We start from the raw sequence: 18,450 nt of genomic DNA, 5'->3' as shown, positions 1-18,450 counted from the left end.
GGGAGAAAAAGCAATGACAGTTGCAGCCGCTAAAAAGATGTCCTTTGAAGAATTCCTTAATTATGACGATGGGACGGATACTTTATATGAATTAGAAAATGGAGAATTAATTCCAATGCCTTCGGAAAGTGATATTAATCAAAGGATAGCGATGTTTTTGGTTGCTTGTTTCTTGCGATTAGGAATTCCATCTTATCAGCTGCGGATGAAGGCAGAGGTAGCTGTTCATAGCCGACAGGTAGGGGTACGTGTGCCTAATGTGGTGGTTTATTCTGAGGAGTTAGCCAATGTAATGCAAGAAGCTACGCGATCGCTGATTTTGATGGATATGCCGCCGCCTTTGTTGGTGGTTGAGGTGGTGAGTCCGAATCAGGAAAATCGGGATTATCGTTATAAGCGGTCTGAGTATGCAGCCAGGGGAATTGCTGAGTATTGGATTGTTGATCCTATCGCCCAAAAGGTAACGGTTTTGGAATGGGTAGAGGGATTTTATGATGAGCGCGTTTATCAGGGAGAAAGTCCGATTGTATCTTCCATTTTTGATAATCTTCAGTTAACTGCGGCTGAAGTTTTACAGGGATAAAATAGGATGAAAAATATTAATGAAATTAGACAAGTTTTATCACTACAAAAGCAATCGCTGTGTGAAAATTATCAAATCACAGAAATTGGGATCTTTGGTTCTTATGCTAGGGGTGAGCAAACAGAAGCAAGTGATATTGATATTTTGGTTGATTATGAAACAGCACCGACTTTTATTATGTTGGTGGAACTTAGGGATTATTTAAGTCAGCTTTTTGGGTTGAAGGTAGATATTGTCACTAAGAATGGGCTTAAACCTCGGATTCGTGACCGTGTTTTGTCTGAGGCTATCTATATATGAAGCGTAGTTATACGGAATTTTTACAAGATATTCTAGATGCTATTACGGAAATTGAACTTTTTGTAAATGGTGTTAGTTTTGAAGCTTTTAAATTAAATAGAGAGAAAACTTTAGCTGTAGTGAAGCTATTAGAAGTTATTGGTGAAGCTGTTAAAAAGATTCCTCATGAGCGGCGTGAACAGTATCCAGATATACCTTGGAAATCCATAGCAGGTATGAAGGATATGTTGGTGCATGAATATTGGCAAGTTGATGTGGCGGTGGTATGGGCAACGGTTCAGCGTTCTTTACCATCACTAAAAGCAGTTGTGATAAAGGAGTTGGAGGAGATGCTGGGATGAGACATAAATTTCCCCTTTCATGGCCAATTATTTCTTTCAAAGAAGTAGCTGAGGTTGTTACAGGTACAACTCCACTAACAAGCCATCCTGAGTATTATGGAGGCTCTATCCCATTTATAGGACCAGCAGAATTAGGTAAAGTAGAGTCAATTACGCAAAGCCCTAAAAGCCTTTCCCCTGATGGAGCAAAGCAAGCAAGACTTTTACCTGCTGAAACTGTTTTAGTTTGCTGTATTGGTGCAACCATCGGAAAAGTAGGTTTTTCTGGAACGCAATTAGCAACTAATCAACAGATTAATGCCTTAGTTTGTAACAAAGATATTGTTTTTCCTCGATATGTATTTCATTACTGTCGGACGCTTGAATCCCTGATTCGACATCAAGGAGCTTCTACCACTTTACCACTTCTGCCAAAAGGACGTTTTCAAGAAATAGAAATCCCCATACCGCCCTTAGAAGAACAAAAACGAATTGCAGAGATACTCGATCGCGCGGAAGAACTCAGGGCTAAAAGACGGGAAGCGATCGCGCAACTCAACACCCTCACCCAATCCATTTTTTTTGAAATGTTTGGCAATTCTGTCAATAATTTTAATATTGCAACAATTGAAGAGGTTGCAGCTAAATCTCAATACGCACTTTCAAGTGGTCCATTCGGTTCCAATCTTACTTCTCAGCACTATGTAGATGATGGGGTAATTATATTAAGAGGCTTAAACGTAACAGGAAATCGCTTAAATTTAGAATCCTTAAAGTTTATAAGTCAGGAGAAAGCAAAAGAACTTGCTCGTAGTGAAGTAAAGCCTGGTGATATTGTAGTAGTAGCTGTGGGTTCTTCTGGTCTAGCCTATCAGATTCCTAGTAGCTTACCAAGAGCAATCATGTCTCAAAACTTTAATAAAATAACTCCAGATTTGCAAAAAGTTAACGCAACTTATCTAACTTTTTGCATTAATACCTCTATTGTTCAGAATCAGATTAATCAGAAGATTACTGATACTGTTAGAACTTTTCTTAGCTTAACCAAGCTGAAAACAATAAAAATTCCACTTCCCCCGCTTTCCCTGCAACAAGAATTTGCCCGCCGCATCCAATCTGTAGAAAAACTCAAAGCATCACATCGCGCCTCACTATCAGAACTCGATGCGCTTTTTGCCTCCCTGCAACATCGAGCCTTTAGAGGAGAATTATGACATGAGTGCCATGCTGACAGAATTTACCCTCGCCAACTTCAAAAGTTACAGTACCAGCCGTTTACCCCTGGGATCGCTTACCGTGCTAATAGGTGCAAACGCCGCAGGTAAAAGTAACGCCCTGGAAGGCTTGCGCTTTCTGTCATGGTTAGCACAAGGACAAAAACTTTCTAGCATTCAATATGCCGTAAATAGTGCAGACCGAGTAGTGCGCGGTCGAGTAAATGACTTGTGCCATCGCGGAGAGTCAAATTTTACCATCGGTTGCCGTTTGGACTCAAATGATTGGAACCAACTCGATATAACCCTGAATGTACGTGACGGAGAACTGCACATCAGTAGTGAGCGAATTGTTGGCTCCACAAGTCAAGTCCCGCTATATGACCTAGACCAGCCTTCAGAAGGAGTAGGTACTGATGTTGGTGTTGCATATAACAACTTTACCAAAGGGAGGAATAAACCACGAATAACGTGCAGCGATCAAATGGCTATATTCGTGCAACTAGATAGTCCGGCTCATTTTAGAGCCAAGTATCCCAACTCCCAAAAGATTATTCCTGAGACAGTCCGCGAATATCAACGAGTCTTAAAAAACATCCTGTTTCTAGATCCCGTTCCCGCCAGAATGCGCGAGTACAGCTTCAAATCTGATAAGCGATTACAAGAAGATGGTACTAATCTTTCCAGCGTCCTGTATCGTTTATGGCAGAACCAACCCGAAAATCAACAGGCAATTCTCAACTTCATCCAAAGTCTACCAGAACAGGCTATAGATGGGCTAGATTTCCTTTTCGGCCCACGGGATGAAGTCATGGTACAACTAGCAGAAACCTTTGGCAATACCCGGCGTTTTTGTGAAGCTGCATTGTTATCAGATGGGACATTGCGGGTGTTAGCGATCGCAGCAGCCATGCTATCAGCTACAGAAGGTAGTTTAGTCGTCATCGAGGAAATCGACAACGGCGTTCATCCCAACCGCGCCCAGCATCTCCTCGCCAGCATCCGAGATATTGCCGAACAGCGTAAATTACGAGTGCTGCTTTCTACCCACAACCCAGCCTTAATGGATGCTTTACCCGATGCAGCCCTGGGTGATGTAGTGTTTTGTTTCCGCAATCCAGAACAAGGAGATAGCCGCCTTGTACGACTGGGAGATATGTATGAATTTCCAGGCTTGATATCCCAAGGGCCACTTGGTCAACTGGTAACTGCTGGCATAGTGGATCGGTTCGTGAAGTCGCCGCACACACCCGAAGACAGAAAACAGCAAGCTATGGCCTGGCTGTCTCGTTTGCAGGAGTACGAAAATGAGTAGTATCTGCCTGATAGATACCAGCGTATTCCTGGAAATACTCAACGTCCCTAACTATAATCAGCATAGGGCATCAGTTCTGGAAGATTTTAAAACCTATGCTCAATCAGACTGTACTTTTTTGTTGCCAATGGCGACTATAATCGAAACAGGCAACCACATTGCCCAAAACGGCGACGGCACAATGCGAAGAAAAACAGCCCTACGTTTTGTGAAAGAAGTGAAAGACGCATTCACAGGCGTAGCCCCCTGGAAACCTACAATATTCCCGAACACAGAAGAAATATTGTTGTGGATTGACCAGTTCCCGGATTTGGCAGGTAAAAACAAAGCTCCTCAGAAGCAAGAAGGAACAAGCTTCGGTGATCTGGGCATCATTCAGGAATTTGAAAAGTCGTGTCATCTCTTCTCAATGAGTGAAGTCTTCATCTGGTCATTAGACAGCGATTTACAGAACTATCACCAAAGGGGAAAATAACTTAACCATCTCTAACGATTGCTCAGAAGCGATCGCCGCGTCAATTTGCCCCTTATCTACTGTATAAAAAATCAGAGCTTCTCTTACCTGTATCTCAGTAAGCTCATACTCATTAACAATCTCGCTTGGACTCATACCTACCCCATTTTTGGGAAGCAAGCACCTCGCTCAACACATTATTTCTACTTTAAAAACTCCCTCACTTCTTGTAAAACATCGGCTATATGTGGCTTTTCGCAAGCAATTACATTGTCAACAAGATGCTTATGGTGCGGGAAGCTAGACAAGTTGGGAAAGTGCGGTGTACTGTCATAACGAAAAATTAGACTATTTTGCTCATCTTGAAAGTGATAGCGGTAATCGATATATGTAATCTGATTATCTACAACAACAAATGCTTCCCTGACTGCTAGTAAATATCTGAGAGCGAAACGTATCCTAATGCGGAGATTAGCTCTTTCTGTCGTTAAAATAACTGCACTATATTCCTCAATATATGTATTAGAACAGTTGAGTAAAAGTTGCTCAACTTCATCTAAATAGACTTGGATAATTTTACGCGACATCTCTGAGTTTGCTTGTTATCTCTTGGTGTAGAGCTAGATAATGCTGATAGTTTCCTGCCCATTCGACAAACACTTCATCGTCAGAAGTTTCTCCTTGGTTATATTTGGCAAAAAATTCTTCTGAATTCATTTGGTACTTTATTTCATAGGTATTTAACTGTTTAGTCAGGGCAATCAGCGCATCTAGTGGAGATGTATATTCGATGATTTGTTTACGCATTAATCTCTCCATTCAGTTTCATTAGTTTTTAGTAAACACTTCCATTACTTCATAGAAATACACGGGGTGAGGGAAACTCAGAAAAATTTATAGAATAGGCTTTTTGAGTTTACGGTTGTACTAAGTAATATTGTACTGGCTTTTCTACCGGAGGCGCAGACTGTTTCCATTGCTTGAAAACCGCATTATACTGAATTAGGCTGTACTTTTCTTGACCACAGCTTTATTCAATTCATGAGCCAGTTTACCTTCCTTCAAGCTGAATTCTCCTCAATCTACGAATCAGCCCAAAAAGCAGTCGATGCAGTACATCCAGACCCTCGCACCGCTTGCTTTTATACTCGTCGTGCTTTGGAGTTAACCGTAAACTGGTTATATAAACATGATACGTCTCTAGAACTGCCTTATCAAGACAACTTGAGCGCCCTAATTCACGAACCTACCTTTAAAATCTTGGTCGGTGAAGCAGTATTTAACAAGGCACGGGTGATAATTAAACTTGGTAATCAAGCAGTCCACAGCGCCAGACCGATTCCTCTCAACGATGCTATCCATGCAGTCCGGGAATTGTTTCACGTGGCTTACTGGTTAGCACACACCTACGGACGCAGCAGTAAACCAGCACCAGGGCTGACCTTCCAACTTGATGCACTTCCCAAAACCGCACCAGTCCCTAAACAGACTATAGAGCAACTCCAGAAACTAGAAACCCAATTACGCGATCGCGATGAAAAACTCTCCACACTTCTCGCCGACAAAAACGCACTCGATGAAGAACTGAAGCAATTACGGGCTGAGGTAGCCAAAGCCAAAAAAGCCAGCGCTAGCCAACCAGATACTCACGATTATTCGGAAGCCCAAACCCGCGATATCTTCATAGACCTGTTACTCAAAGAAACCGACTGGAAACTCGACCAAACCCGCGATCGCGAATTTGCCGTTACCGGAATGCCCAACGCATCAGGTGAAGGCTTTGTAGACTACGTACTCTGGGGAGACGATGGTAAACCCCTGGCGCTGGTAGAAGCCAAGCGTACCCGCAAAGACCCCCGCATCGGACAACAACAAGCTAAACTCTATGCTGATTGTCTCGAAAACCAATTTGGTCAGCGTCCGATTATCTTCTATTCCAACGGTTACGAGCATTGGCTATGGGATGATAGCAATTATCCACCGCGACAGGTGCAAGGATTTTACAAAAAAACCGAGTTAGAATTATTTATCCAGCGCCGGACTACCCGCAAATCTTTAGCAGCAGCCAATATTAAGCCTAGCATTGCCGAACGCTATTATCAAACTCGTGCTATCCGCCGCATTACCGAAGCCTTCGAGATTGATAAAGACCGCAAAGCGTTGGTAGTCATGGCTACAGGTGCAGGTAAAACTAGAACCGCGATCGCTTTGGTAGAAATGCTGATGCGTTGTAATTGGGCTAAACGCGTTTTATTTCTAGCCGACCGTGTAGCCCTGGTAAATCAAGCCATCAATGTCTTTAAGCAACACCTCCCGGATGCCGCCCCAGTCAATTTAGTTACAGAGAAAGATACAGAAGGACGGGTCTTTGGTTGCACCTATCCCACGATGATGGGGCTGATTGACGATACCCGCGACGGTCAGAAACGGTTTGGTGTCGGGCATTTTGACCTAATTATCATTGATGAAGCTCATCGCTCGGTATTCCAAAAATACCGCAACATTTTCAACTATTTTGATTCCCTCTTACTGGGACTAACCGCTACACCCAAGGATGAAATCGACCGCAATACTTATGGATTATTTGACTTAGAGAACGGTGTACCGACTGATGCTTACTTACTAGAAGATGCCGTCAAAGATGGCTTTCTTGTCACATCTCAAGCTGTATCAGTACCGCTCAAGTTTCAAAGACAGGGTATTAATTATCACGAACTTTCGGAAGCCGAGAGAGAAGATTGGGACGCTTTGGAATGGGATGATGAAGGCAACACACCTGAGCGGGTGGAACCAGAAGCAGTCAATAAGTGGCTATTCAATCAAGATACTGTAGACAAGGTACTAGCCCATCTAATGACCAGGGGGTTAAAAGTAGCTGGAGGCGATCGCCTGGGCAAAACTATCATCTTTGCCAAGAATCAAAAACACGCCAATTTCATCGCTGACCGCTTCAATATCAACTACCCACATTTTAAAGGTGAATTTGCCCGCGTGATTACCTTCCAAACCACTTATGCCCAAAACCTGATTGATAACTTTTCCCATCCAGATAAAGAACCTCACATTGCCATCTCAGTAGATATGCTGGATACTGGGATAGATGTCCCAGAGGTTGTTAATCTGGTACTATTCAAACTTGTACGTTCTAAAACCAAGTTTTGGCAGATGGTAGGAAGAGGAACCCGACGCTGTGCCGATTTATTTGGTTTAGGACAAGATAAGCAATTTTTCTATCTGTTCGACTATTGCCAAAATCTGGAGTTTTTCCAGCATCATCCAGAAACCACTGATGCACCCATCGGTAAATCTTTGGGTAAGCAGTTATTTACCACCCGCTTGGAGTTAATCGCAGAGTTAGACAAGAAAGTTGGTACAGACAGCCTGAGCGAACTTGGAGGCAGTTTAAAAGCACCTCTAGCCGCCAATGAAGAACCAAAAACTGATGCCGAATTGCGCCGCCAAGTAGCCAATCTCCTGCACACAGAAGTGGCGGCGATGAATAGCGAAAACTTCGTAGTCCGTCCCAAGCGGCGATTGGTAGAGAAATATACAAGTTCCGAAGCTTGGCGATCGCTCTCCGACGAAGATTTTACGGCACTCAGCCAAGAAGTAGCCGGTTTGCCCTCTCAATTGGCATCAGAAGCCGAAGAAATCAAGCGGTTTGATATTCTCGTGCTGAAATTACAATTGGCAGTAATGCGTCTGCGTTGCAGCAGCGCTGAGTGCAAAGCACACGCTCCGCGAACGCTATCGCAACCTAGCTTTGAGCGTTTACGAGAACAGGTAAAATCACTTGCTGGGTTATTAGAAGAGAAATCAGCTATCCCCTTAGTCAAGTCACAGTTGCCTCTACTTCAGGATATACAAACCGATGAGTGGTGGCAAGATGTAACATTGCCAATGCTGGAAGTATTACGCAAACGATTACGGGGGCTAGTAAAGCTGATTGAGAAACAGAACCGCCAACCGATTTACACCGACTTTGAGGATGTGATGGGGGATGAAATCATAGTGGAGTTACCTGGTTTTACAGCATCGGATAACTTTGAGAAATTCCGAGCTAAAGCACGGGCTTTCTTGCGGTCACATCAAGATCATCTAGTCATTTTTAAACTGCGGACAAACAAGCAACTGACCGCCTCAGATTTGTCTGAACTAGAGAAAATACTGGCAGAGAGTGGTGTCGGTGAGACAGAAGATATTCTCCGGGCTAAGGAAGAATCACAAGGTCTGGGTTTGTTTGTGCGCTCCTTGGTGGGGCTAGACCGTGAGGTAGCAAAACAGGAACTGGCTCAATTTCTATCTGTCCAGCAGTTTAACTCGGATCAAATTGAGTTTGCAAATATGATTGTGGACTACCTCACCGAACACGGCGTAATGGATGCGGCGCTGCTCTACGAATCTCCATTTACGGACATTACACCACAGGGGCCAGATGGATTATTTACTTCGTCCCATATAGATGAATTGGTATCTGTGCTAGAAGAAGTTTATGGGCGAGCGATCGCTTAGGGACTTCCAAATAAAAAAATACTCGGCGTTGCTGAATCAAAGTATGAAATGCCAAAATGACCTTTCTTCTTCTTCATACCTTTGCGCCTAACGCACTTCGTGCTTTGCTACGCTAATGCGTGAAACAAATTCATATTTGAAATCAGCAACGCCAAATACTCAATCACCTAACGCAAAAAGCCGTTCGGACGTTCGGCGAAGCTACTTCGACAAGGCTCAGTACAAGTCAGTCGAGCTGCTGACGCTCAGGGCGAAGTCTCTCAAAGTCTCTTAACTCGGTGTCCTCTGTGTCTGGAGTGGTACAGCTACGCTAACGTTTATTCGGATAATTTATTTTTTCAAAGTCCCTTAGAAAATTGTTACAATACTCTATGAACCTGCAATAAGCGTCACAATTTTTAACTGCAATCATAATTGCTCAAATGATTCTAAATTGTGGCGACCTGCTTTGCAGCAGCGCTGAGTGCAAAGCACACGCTCCGCGAACGCTATCGCATTATAAATTTATCGCGCTGACTATGGCAAAGCCAGACCCTCCACTCACTGGAGATTCATTAATCAAAGAAGTCTGTCGCCGGATTCGAGTAGCCCGCAGTTATTGGGATGCTCATAATAATGCTGCTTGTCGGGGTGAAAGAGACCGTGCTTTAGCCCTCTACAACACATTAACCAAAGAACAAAAACAGCAAATCCCGCAAGCATTGCGGGTATGGTTACGCTATCGTAGTGAGAAATACTTTGGCGAACACCGCACACCGCCCAAATCGGCACGAAAATCATCCAAGGGCTAAGTATTTTTATTTAGTAGCGACGCAACTAGGAAATAAAGGTAGTTGAAGCGTAAACGCAAATTAATGGAATTATTTAAAGAAGTAAATTAATTAATAATATGACTACTTTCGCCCCTGATACCACAAAATTACAAGCTCAACTCGCTAAAAAATACTTCGAGCTATCGCCTTCTGCCCAAAAAATCATTCAGTTGCTTTCAGTAATTTATGCGCCAATAGATAAAAAATCATTCATAATCTGTCTCAGTCAAGCTGACATCTTAGATGAAAACAACAAACTTTTTGAGATAAAAACCCTCAGTCACCAACTCGATAAATTATTAAAAGCAGGTTTGTTAGTACAGGAATGCAAGACAGGTGCTGAATGCCATCCGCTACTCACAGAAATTGCGACTCGTCATGCTCTACAAACTGGACAGTTAGAAATATTAGTCATAGCAGTGGAGTTAAAGCTACCCATACGCACTCACTGGCAACATGATTATCGAATTTTCTACAGTCTCCGCCAATGTATTAGAGAAATTCGCATAGGTATTTATCGTCAAGACCCTAGTTTTATTAATAAGCAAATTGAAGATTATCAGAAATACGGTGATAGTGAAGAAAAAATCTCCATAGAAAATATCTTCGAGCAGATATGCAATAACCCCTTTGATGCAGATTGGTTTAACACCTTACCACAGGAATTATATGAACTCGGCATCTCTAGTACCCTCCTCAATTCAGCATTAAAATTGTCTGCATCCGAAGATGTGTTTACACTGCTAGAAGAAGAATGCTCTACAGATGGAACACATAACTCAAATTATCTGCAACTGATTTTCACAGAACAATTACTGCTACGGGGCTGTATCCAAGAAGCACAGCAAACTTTAGAGCGCATATCTGAGAAATATCGAGATCATTCCCTTGTTTTTTGGGGCTGGCTAAGTTTTCTGCGGGGTGAAAACGACCAAGCTATCAAATATTATACAGATGCCCTCAAAGCCTTGAAAAAAGCCAAGGGCAAACGCCAAATATATTTCAATACAATCGGCGGCTTATTTTTTATCCTAGCACTGCTAAAAGATGGCTCAATGCAACGCCTCAAAGAAGCAGAAGAGTATGCCAGTCTAGTTTCCCGCCAATCAGATCATTGGCTCAAGTTTAGTTATGCCAGACTGAAAATCGTACTACAAGTTCAGCAAGGGGATATTACCCAAAAACAATTTATAGTTAACGCCTACATCTCTTCGGTAGAAGAAGAAAATAGCTTACAAACATTGTTTTGTTCTCTGTGCCTTTACTGGATGGATGCTGAGAGTGCCAAAAAACGCTTACCTGATTTACTAGAACCATTCTATCGCCGAGCCATCGCATCCGGTCATCACTGGCTGGCAATGGAAAGCGCAGAACTTTTATCTCGACTCAAACCTAGTAGTAACTATCGTCAACAAGCCGAAACATTGCGCGAAGATAGCAACATCCAAACCATTGTAGACCTGATACAACCCCAGGAAGCTTGGGAAATGTGCCTCAATGCCCTAGCAAATCTCCAGAAAGTACCACAAACACCTGGAAAAGCTGAGTCAGAACTACGTTTAGCATGGTTTATTACCTTCTATCCCAGCAAATGTATCTTGCAACCACGAGAACAAAAAGTTAATGCCAAAGGAGAGTGGAGTAAAGGCCGCCCCATAGCTATCAAACGTTTAAGTAGTAGCTTGAGTGAATTTAATTATATTACATCCCAGGATATGCGGGTATGTAGTTGTATTGAGGCATACAATGATGGTTCTTATTACGGCAAAGTCGAGTATACCTTCAGTGAAAAAGCCATCTCTGCCTTAATTGGACACCCGTTAGTTTTTTGGGAAGATACGCCTAATATTCGTGTAGAAATCGTCAAGGGAGAACCAGAACTACTAGTTAAAAAAGGCAAACAAGGTCGTCTCACCTTGGAATTTTCGCCCAAGTTAACAGAATCACAAAATGTTCTCAATATCAAAGAAACCCCAACCCGGATTAAAGTAATTGAAATTACCGCCGAACACCGACGCATTGGTGAAATTATCGGCAAAGATAATAAATTAAACGTACCGGCAATTGCCGAGAAGCAAGTCTTGGCAGCCATCAATGCCGTCTCTGGTATCGTCACCGTGCATTCTGATATTGGTGGTGGGCTAGAAGGAGCAGAAGAAGTACCCGCCCAGACTTTACCCCATATTCACCTTTTACCCGCTAATACCGGATTGAAAGTCACCCTGTTGTCGCGCCCCTTTGCCCAGGGTGGCCCCTACTTCCGTCCTGGTGCAGGTGGTGAAACTGTAATTGCCGAGATTGACGGCAAACGCCTCCAAACCAGACGCAATTTGCCCGAAGAACAGCAACTTGCCCAGGCCGCTATAGCCGCTTGCCCCACATTAACTCGAATTGAAGAACAAGATGGTGAATGGGTAATAGAGGACCCAGAAGAATGTTTAGAACTGCTGCTAGAACTGCAAACACTGGGAAACAGCGTCGTCATGGCCTGGCCAGAAGGAGAAAAACTGCGTGTTCGCCACCATGCAGACCTGAAAGACTTTAATCTATCAATTCAACGTCAACAAGACTGGTTTGCAGCCACTGGGGAGTTGAGATTGAGTCATGATTTGGTGCTGGATATGCAGCAACTACTAGAACTCTTAGAGAAAAACCCCAGTCGTTTTATCCCCCTTGGGGATGGTGAATTTCTGGCTTTAACTCAAGCTTTTCGGAAACGCCTCGACGAATTGCGAATGTTTTCGGAAAAACACAACAAAGGTATCCGTTTCCACCCATTAGCAACATTAGGGTTAGAGGATTTTGTCGATGAGGTGGGCAAGGTAAAAACCGATACACACTGGAAGACACATATCCAACGGCTCAAGGAGGTGCAGAACCTCCAACCAGAACTGCCTTCTACGTTTCAAGCCGAACTACGCGACTATCAAATGGATGGCTTCTGTTGGCTGGCGCGTCTGGCACATTGGGGTGTGGGCGCTTGTTTGGCAGACCAAATGGGATTGGGTAAAACCGTGCAAGCATTGGCTGTCATCCTCAACCATGCCCATGAGGGGCCAACCCTAATTATTGCCCCAACTTCCGTGTGCATGAATTGGGTGAGTGAAGCGCAGAGGTTCGCCCCTACGCTGAATATTGTGCAGTTTGCTGGTGCTAATCGCCAAAAATTACTGGATGAACTACAACCGTTGGATATGTTGGTATGTAGCTATGGTTTATTGCAGCAGGAAGAAGTAGCTCAAATGCTTTCTCAGGTGCAGTGGCAAACGATTGTGCTGGATGAAGCCCAGGCGATTAAAAATATGGCTACTAAACGTTCTCAGGCAGCCATGAATTTGAAATCTGGCTTTAAACTGATTACAACTGGGACTCCCATTGAAAACCACCTCGGTGAGTTGTGGAATTTGTTCCGTTTTATTAACCCTGGGTTATTGGGTTCTTTTGAAAGTTTCAATCAACGCTTTGCTATCCCCATTGAGAAATTTCAGGATAAACAAGCACGTAATAAACTCAAAAAACTGATTCAACCATTTCTGTTGCGGCGTAACAAAAATCAGGTGTTAGAAGAGTTACCTGAGCGGACTGAGATTTTACTTCATGTGGAGTTGAGTCGGGAGGAAATGGCATTCTATGAAGCCTTGCGCCGTCAGGCAATATCTAAACTCACCGAAAGCGATGCCGAGGCAGGAAAGAAACATCTGCAAGTTTTGGCGGAAATTATGAAACTGCGTCGCGCTTGCTGTAATCCTAGTTTGGTGATGCCTGACACTGAGTTATCCAGTTCTAAGTTACAACTTTTTGGTGAGGTGCTGGGTGAACTTCTGGAAAATCGCCATAAGGCGTTGGTATTTAGTCAGTTTGTTGACCATTTGCACATTATCAGAGATTATCTGGAGCAGCAAGGTATTAATTATCAATATTTAGATGGTAGTACGCCAGTGGCAGAGCGGAAAAAACGGGTGGATGCTTTCCAAGCAGGAACAGGAGATGTATTTCTAATTAGTCTCAAGGCGGGGGGTACTGGGTTGAATTTAACCGCCGCCGATTATGTCATTCATACTGACCCTTGGTGGAATCCAGCAGTAGAAGACCAAGCTTCCGACCGCGCCCACCGTATTGGGCAGCAACGCCCGGTAACTATCTATCGCTTAGTGGCAAAGGATACTATTGAGGACAAGATTGTGGCATTGCATCACCACAAGCGTGATTTAGCTGATAGCTTGCTGGAGGGTACTGATATGAGTGGCAAGATTTCCACAGAGGCGTTGCTGCAATTGATTCACGAAAGTTGATAACAAAGGCATCGTGCGATTCGTTGTTAGCCAAATCACGGTAAGCAGTGTGACTTAAAGGAAAAGATTGCCGAAAATTAAAGGATAAGCTTGACACCCCGCCCCGTTGGGGCGGGGTCATACCATTTGCCATGTCATTTCCTGCCCCGCCCCCAAAGGTACAAGCCCAGATTCCATAAATGAAAGTTGATTAGGAACGCGCCAAGTCGTTTTGGACAAGGTAATTCGCTCGGTATTACGCGGCAGTTGATAAAAATCTGGGCCATAGAAGCTAGCGAACGCCTCCAGTTTATCCAGGGCTTTCACGCTTTCAAATGCTTCGGCATACAACTCAAGGGCGTGCAGAGCCGAAAAACATCCCGCGCAGCCACAGGAACTTTCTTTGCTGGTGCGGGTATGGGGAGCGCTATCAGTACCTAGAAAAAACTTCGGATTCCCCGATGTTGCCGCTTGCAACAAAGCCTGACGATGCTCCTCCCGTTTCAAAATGGGCAGGCAATAAAAATGGGGGCGAAGGCCGCCTTTGAACATGGCATTACGGTTAAACAACAAATGTTGTGGCGTAATTGTGGCCGCGATGTTGTTGGCAGACAGGACATACTGCACCGCATCGGAGGTGGTGATATGCTCAAGCACCACCCGCAGGTTAGGAAATCGCTGCTTGAGGGGGATTAAATGTCGCTCGATAAACACCTTCTCGCGGTCGAACGTATCAACGTCGTTATCGGTCACTTCTCCGTGCAGTAATAACGGTATGTCCACCTGCTGCATCGCTTCAAAGACGCGATCGCACTTCCGAATATCCGTCACACCGGAGTCAGAGTTGGTCGTTGCACCGGCTGGGTAATACTTGACCGCTTTGATAAATTGGGATTCTTTCGCCCGCAGAATCTCGTCGGGGCTGGTGTTGTCGGTGAGGTAGAGGGTCATCAATGGCTCAAATTGTTGCCCCTCTGGAATGGCGGCGAGGATGCGATCGCGATAGGCTGCCGCATCTGCCACTGAGCGGATGGGGGGCTTCAAGTTCGGCATGATGATCGCGCGGGCAAACTGACGCACCGTGTAGGGCAGAACCGCTTTCAGTGCTGCACCGTCGCGGAGATGCAGATGCCAATCGTCAGGTCGGGTAATGGTAAGCTTTTGCATCCTTTCATTATAAAACGGCAACAAGGGCCTCATTTGACACTTTGCGGTCTGTTCGCGCAGCGTCTCCCCTTGGGAGAAGACACGCAGATTCTCTAAGACTTAGCTTAAAAGGGATATTGACATACTCACCGACGTAGAACGTCGGTGATTCTTGACGACTCACTGCAACTAGCTACCGGAGTAGTCTGACAGTCGCTCCTCGTCCGTTTAAGGTCGTGCCGATGCCCCATGCCGACCATTTCTATATTCTTGGAAGCGTTTTGATCTCTGTCGTGTTCAGTATTGCAATTTAAACACAGCACTGAACGGATAGAAAGATCCACCTTGCCCCACCTATACCCACAACAGGAACAAACTTGGCTTGTGGGTTCCCATCGGCTAATGACCCTGAAATCACGATTAAGTTTTTCAGATTTAGCCTCGCAAAATACCCGAAATTCTCGCCATCCCTGCAAACTAATTGCTCTTGCTAGTTTACAATTTTTGACCATGCCGGAGACATTCAAATCTTCTAAAACAATTGCTTGGTTGTCGCTAACTACTTGGGTTGATAGTTTGTGCAGAAAATCTTTCCGGGTATCTGCGATTTTGTTATGTAGTTTAGCAATTTGAAGGCGTGTTTTATTTCTACGCTTTGAGTCCTTCTGCTGTCGAGCCAGTTTGCGCTGTTTTCGCCGAATTCGTTTATCTAATATTGAGTAATTAGGACTAATAGCTTTATCGCCATTACTCATTACAGCAAAAGTTTTTAATCCAAGGTCAATACCGATGCTTTGGTTTTTCGCATCAATTTGAATAGGTTGAATTTCCACAACAAAGCTGAGGAAATAACGATTAGCACAGTCCTTAATGACTGTTACACTTGACGGAGATGACGGTAAACCTCTAGACCAAATGGGCTTAACATTGCCTATCTTGGTTAGATATACCTCATCTCCCTTGATTGAAAATCCGCCGATTCTAAACCGTGCTGATTGTCGAGAAGTCTTTCTTTTTAACTTAGGACTATTTACCTTCTTACCTTTTCGCTTACCTTTAAGAGAATCAAAAAAGTTTTTATAGGCAACTCCTAAATCAGCAACAGATTGTTGCAATGGAATATTAGAAACATCAGACAACCATGAACGTCCATCAGTTTTTTTAGCTTGTGTAATTACTAACTTTTGCAAGTCATTATTACTTGGCAATTTCTCAGAGTCCTTGCAAATAGCGAGTGCATCATTCCACACCACCCGCACACAACCAAACAACTGAGCTAAAAGCTGTTGCTGTTGGTCTGTTGGGTAGAAACGAAATTGATACCTAGCTTTCATAGACAATGTATAATTGGTCTGTAATTAAAACTATACATTGGTCTACAGGAAATGACAAGCCAGTTTCGCAAAGAGAGACATAGTGTTACAGACTTAAAAATTCATTTGGTCTGCGTTACTAAATACCGTAGGTCTGTATTCACAAAGGAGAGTCTTGAACTGGTTGACAAAACGTTTAGAGAAGTAGCTAAAAAAATGGACTTTGAAATAATTGAATTCAATGGCGAGAATAATCATGTTCACGCACTTATTGAATATCCTCCTAAGTTGTCCATCTCTCAAATCGTTAATATCTTAAAAGGTGTTTCTAGTCGTCGATATGGGCAAGCTGGATACAAAAAACCCCATAAGGAATCCTTGTGGAGTCCCAGTTATTTTGCCGTATCTGTTGGAGGTGCGCCATTAGATGTTTTGAAAGAATATATCAGAAATCAAGAAAAGCCGTCCTAGAAGGACGGGGCTTGTATCCCATTATTTTCGGTCAAATATCCCCCTAGACGCTCAAAACAACTACCAGAGGTATTGCAATTGCGCTTACTTGAGATTTTAATTAATGCTTTGGGAGTTCATCACTTGCCAGTTCGGTACGCTCCATGTTCTCCCATTACTTGTTTACCCAGGGCTACAACTTGTGTAGGTGCGAGATAAATCAGGGGTTACTCCTTAGAAAACACTTCAAAACGCAGATGATTATTCCTACTAACAATTTAATTTTATCATTCTTGACCCACACTCAAAAGCCTTGTTAGATTTGAGGTTAGCTATGTATGAAATTAAAGCCAAAGTCTCTTAAGTGCAAACTGAGTTAACCTTAAATTAAGCGGGAAAAATGAGTTTGTTTTGATAATTGATAACTGATAACCGTCAACCACTAAGATATTATGTATAACTATAATCCCTTAGAATGCCTACCTTCCTCGGCAGAATTACCAGATTCGGATGATACGCCTGTGGATAACGAACTACAAATATTAATTCCCAACTTATTGTTAGCCATCTTAGCTGCGATTTGGCAAAACCGCGATGACTGGTTTTTCGGTATCAATATGGGAATTTATTATATACCCAATCAACCTGCCATAGTCCCGGATGGTTTTCTGAGTTTGGGTGTAGAGCGTTTTGTAGGCGAAAATGGACGTTCTAGTTACGTTTTGTGGGAAGAAGAGGGAATTCCACCCATTTTTACTTTAGAAGTTGTTTCTCAAACTTATAATGGCGAATATGAACAAAAGAAAATAGACTATGCTCAATTAGGGGTTTTGTATTATGCCATTTATGCCCCAACTCGGCTACGTCGTAAGCGTCAACGTTTAGAAGTTTATCGCTTAGTTGAAGGTAAATACATTTTACAACCAGGGGACAAAGTTTGGATGCCGGAAATTGGTTTAGGTATTGGAAGGGAACAGGGTAATTATCAAGGACGAACACGAGAATGGCTATTTTGGTATGACGAAAATGGTCACAGATACCAAACCCCAGAGGAACAATTGCAAAATTTATTAGCCAGACTACAACAGCAAGGAATTGACCCAAATGCACTTTAAATTTGTTGACGGTTGACGGTTATCAAACAAGCAATAAGGAGATAATTAAATATGAAAGTACGAGGCATAAAACGTGGTCAAAATATTGAAATTTTGGAACAACTTAATAATATTCCAGATGGAACAGAAATTATAGTAAACTTAGAATTTATTGAAAGCCAAATTACAGAACCACAACAACCCTTAACAGAAGCAGAAAGACTAGCAAAACTCAATCAATTATTTGGGGCGTGGAAGAACCAACCTGAATTAACAGAAATCTTTAGTGGCGCATAGCTGTCTGCCCATTCGCGCACACAGTTTAGGAACTGAGGAAGAACGCCCATGTCAGAGATAGTTTGGACAGACAGTGCCGTTGTTTGAAAAATTATTGCAAGTTGTTGAGGGATAAAATTAGACCCAACAAGAAAACAATTAATTTCAGGATTTGTGGATGTGTAATCAAACCTGAAAAACCACAATCGATGTCGCTAAAGGTAGATTATTCAAGCGATAGTCGATAAAATTGCATTACTTAAGAACAAGAGGCTAAAATAACTCAATTTAGTGGAAATAGCAGCATATTTTAAAGTTTCCCGAAAACAAAATCGAATTGGGAGCAACGCGATTTTGTGAGTTTGGACAAAAAACAAGCGATCGCTAATA

16 protein-coding genes are annotated in these 18,450 nt (G+C 43.1%); 12 read left to right on the top strand and 4 right to left on the bottom strand.

The genetic code is table 11. The annotated features are described in order from the left end of the window. The first annotated feature begins 13 nt into the window (after positions 1 to 13). From ACM0OW_RS23265 to ACM0OW_RS23240, 6 genes are read left to right on the top strand one after another with little or no spacing between them, the layout of a single operon-like run. Positions 14 to 583: a Uma2 family endonuclease gene (locus ACM0OW_RS23265; protein WP_414552767.1), complete on the top strand. Its 570-nt coding sequence runs from the start codon at positions 14 to 16 to the stop codon at positions 581 to 583. 6 nt (positions 584 to 589) lie between these two features. After that, complete coding sequence (locus tag ACM0OW_RS23260; RefSeq protein ID WP_414552765.1) at positions 590 to 883, top strand: nucleotidyltransferase family protein; 294 nt, start codon at positions 590 to 592, stop codon at positions 881 to 883. Continuing rightward, on the top strand, positions 880 to 1,224 hold the full coding sequence (locus ACM0OW_RS23255) for a DUF86 domain-containing protein (RefSeq protein WP_414552764.1): 345 nt from the start codon (positions 880 to 882) through the stop codon (positions 1,222 to 1,224). The genes ACM0OW_RS23260 and ACM0OW_RS23255 overlap by 4 nt, the downstream gene beginning before the upstream one ends. Then, a complete protein-coding gene (locus ACM0OW_RS23250) occupies positions 1,221 to 2,417 on the top strand; it encodes a restriction endonuclease subunit S (protein WP_414552762.1) in 1,197 nt (398 codons plus the stop codon). The genes ACM0OW_RS23255 and ACM0OW_RS23250 overlap by 4 nt, the downstream gene beginning before the upstream one ends. A 1-nt stretch (position 2,418) precedes the next feature. Then, positions 2,419 to 3,732 carry an AAA family ATPase gene (locus ACM0OW_RS23245; RefSeq protein ID WP_414552760.1) on the top strand — a complete coding sequence of 438 codons (1,314 nt, stop codon included), beginning with the start codon at positions 2,419 to 2,421 and terminating at the stop codon, positions 3,730 to 3,732. Then, positions 3,725 to 4,207, top strand: coding sequence for a type II toxin-antitoxin system VapC family toxin (locus ACM0OW_RS23240; RefSeq protein ID WP_414552758.1), 483 nt, complete (start codon positions 3,725 to 3,727; stop codon positions 4,205 to 4,207). Before ACM0OW_RS23245 ends, ACM0OW_RS23240 begins: the two co-directional genes overlap by 8 nt. 182 nt (positions 4,208 to 4,389) lie before the next feature. Here the strand turns inward: ACM0OW_RS23240 and tumE are convergent, their stop codons facing one another. Beyond that, positions 4,390 to 4,773: a toxin TumE gene (gene tumE / locus ACM0OW_RS23235; protein ID WP_414552756.1), complete on the bottom strand. Its 384-nt coding sequence runs from the start codon at positions 4,771 to 4,773 to the stop codon at positions 4,390 to 4,392. Beyond that, the gene (gene tumA / locus ACM0OW_RS23230) at positions 4,763 to 4,993 is read right to left on the bottom strand and encodes an antitoxin TumA (protein WP_414552754.1); all 231 of its coding nucleotides are present in this window, start codon (positions 4,991 to 4,993) and stop codon (positions 4,763 to 4,765) included. Before tumA ends, tumE begins: the two co-directional genes overlap by 11 nt. 234 nt (positions 4,994 to 5,227) lie before the next feature. Here tumA and ACM0OW_RS23225 point away from each other — a divergent pair, with 234 nt between their 5' ends. From ACM0OW_RS23225 to ACM0OW_RS23215, 3 genes are all read left to right on the top strand, one after another. After that, a complete protein-coding gene (locus ACM0OW_RS23225; protein ID WP_414552752.1) occupies positions 5,228 to 8,698 on the top strand; it encodes a DEAD/DEAH box helicase family protein in 3,471 nt (1,156 codons plus the stop codon). A gap of 518 nt (positions 8,699 to 9,216) precedes the next feature. After that, on the top strand, positions 9,217 to 9,489 hold the full coding sequence (locus ACM0OW_RS23220) for a Precorrin-3B methylase (RefSeq protein WP_414551898.1): 273 nt from the start codon (positions 9,217 to 9,219) through the stop codon (positions 9,487 to 9,489). 98 nt (positions 9,490 to 9,587) lie between these two features. Next, positions 9,588 to 13,802, top strand: a complete 4,215-nt coding sequence (locus ACM0OW_RS23215) for a DEAD/DEAH box helicase (RefSeq protein WP_414552751.1) — start codon at positions 9,588 to 9,590, stop codon at positions 13,800 to 13,802. A gap of 117 nt (positions 13,803 to 13,919) precedes the next feature. Here ACM0OW_RS23215 and pyrC read toward each other — a convergent pair whose 3' ends face one another. Together pyrC and ACM0OW_RS23205 are read right to left on the bottom strand one after the other, a co-directional pair. Then, entirely contained in the window at positions 13,920 to 14,948 is a 1,029-nt protein-coding gene (gene pyrC, locus ACM0OW_RS23210; protein ID WP_414552749.1) for a dihydroorotase, read from the bottom strand. Positions 14,949 to 15,073: 125 nt separating this feature from the next. Beyond that, positions 15,074 to 16,261: an RNA-guided endonuclease InsQ/TnpB family protein gene (locus tag ACM0OW_RS23205; RefSeq protein ID WP_414552748.1), complete on the bottom strand. Its 1,188-nt coding sequence runs from the start codon at positions 16,259 to 16,261 to the stop codon at positions 15,074 to 15,076. A 51-nt stretch (positions 16,262 to 16,312) separates the two neighbouring features. On the opposite strand from ACM0OW_RS23205, the gene tnpA reads away from it, so the two are divergent. The 3 genes from tnpA to ACM0OW_RS23190 all read left to right on the top strand — a co-directional run bounded on the left by tnpA (position 16,313) and on the right by ACM0OW_RS23190 (position 18,081). Further along, complete coding sequence (gene tnpA, locus ACM0OW_RS23200) at positions 16,313 to 16,711, top strand: IS200/IS605 family transposase (protein WP_414552746.1); 399 nt, start codon at positions 16,313 to 16,315, stop codon at positions 16,709 to 16,711. A gap of 431 nt (positions 16,712 to 17,142) precedes the next feature. Next, on the top strand, positions 17,143 to 17,805 hold the full coding sequence (locus ACM0OW_RS23195) for a Uma2 family endonuclease (RefSeq protein ID WP_227788784.1): 663 nt from the start codon (positions 17,143 to 17,145) through the stop codon (positions 17,803 to 17,805). Positions 17,806 to 17,856: 51 nt separating this feature from the next. Beyond that, a complete protein-coding gene (locus ACM0OW_RS23190) occupies positions 17,857 to 18,081 on the top strand; it encodes a hypothetical protein (protein WP_414552744.1) in 225 nt (74 codons plus the stop codon). Positions 18,082 to 18,450: the final 369 nt, after the last annotated feature.

The sequence above is a fragment of the Anabaena sp. CCY 0017 genome (assembly GCF_963920885.1).
Classification (GTDB): domain Bacteria; phylum Cyanobacteriota; class Cyanobacteriia; order Cyanobacteriales; family Nostocaceae; genus Nodularia.
This window is presented reverse-complemented; position numbering and strand designations above follow the sequence as displayed.

What these genes read in the sequence shown, in the direction of transcription:
- ACM0OW_RS23265 (WP_414552767.1), top strand. Translation starts at nt 14, where the DNA reads ATGACAGTTGCAGCCGCTAAAAAGATGTCCTTTGAAGAATTCCTTAAT.
- ACM0OW_RS23260 (WP_414552765.1), top strand. Translation starts at nt 590, where the DNA reads ATGAAAAATATTAATGAAATTAGACAAGTTTTATCACTACAAAAGCAA.
- ACM0OW_RS23255 (WP_414552764.1), top strand. Translation starts at nt 880, where the DNA reads ATGAAGCGTAGTTATACGGAATTTTTACAAGATATTCTAGATGCTATT.
- ACM0OW_RS23250 (WP_414552762.1), top strand. Translation starts at nt 1,221, where the DNA reads ATGAGACATAAATTTCCCCTTTCATGGCCAATTATTTCTTTCAAAGAA.
- ACM0OW_RS23245 (WP_414552760.1), top strand. Translation starts at nt 2,419, where the DNA reads ATGAGTGCCATGCTGACAGAATTTACCCTCGCCAACTTCAAAAGTTAC.
- ACM0OW_RS23240 (WP_414552758.1), top strand. Translation starts at nt 3,725, where the DNA reads ATGAGTAGTATCTGCCTGATAGATACCAGCGTATTCCTGGAAATACTC.
- tumE (WP_414552756.1), bottom strand. Translation starts at nt 4,773, where the DNA reads ATGTCGCGTAAAATTATCCAAGTCTATTTAGATGAAGTTGAGCAACTT.
- tumA (WP_414552754.1), bottom strand. Translation starts at nt 4,993, where the DNA reads ATGCGTAAACAAATCATCGAATATACATCTCCACTAGATGCGCTGATT.
- ACM0OW_RS23225 (WP_414552752.1), top strand. Translation starts at nt 5,228, where the DNA reads ATGAGCCAGTTTACCTTCCTTCAAGCTGAATTCTCCTCAATCTACGAA.
- ACM0OW_RS23220 (WP_414551898.1), top strand. Translation starts at nt 9,217, where the DNA reads ATGGCAAAGCCAGACCCTCCACTCACTGGAGATTCATTAATCAAAGAA.
- ACM0OW_RS23215 (WP_414552751.1), top strand. Translation starts at nt 9,588, where the DNA reads ATGACTACTTTCGCCCCTGATACCACAAAATTACAAGCTCAACTCGCT.
- pyrC (WP_414552749.1), bottom strand. Translation starts at nt 14,948, where the DNA reads ATGCAAAAGCTTACCATTACCCGACCTGACGATTGGCATCTGCATCTC.
- ACM0OW_RS23205 (WP_414552748.1), bottom strand. Translation starts at nt 16,261, where the DNA reads ATGAAAGCTAGGTATCAATTTCGTTTCTACCCAACAGACCAACAGCAA.
- tnpA (WP_414552746.1), top strand. Translation starts at nt 16,313, where the DNA reads ATGACAAGCCAGTTTCGCAAAGAGAGACATAGTGTTACAGACTTAAAA.
- ACM0OW_RS23195 (WP_227788784.1), top strand. Translation starts at nt 17,143, where the DNA reads ATGTATAACTATAATCCCTTAGAATGCCTACCTTCCTCGGCAGAATTA.
- ACM0OW_RS23190 (WP_414552744.1), top strand. Translation starts at nt 17,857, where the DNA reads ATGAAAGTACGAGGCATAAAACGTGGTCAAAATATTGAAATTTTGGAA.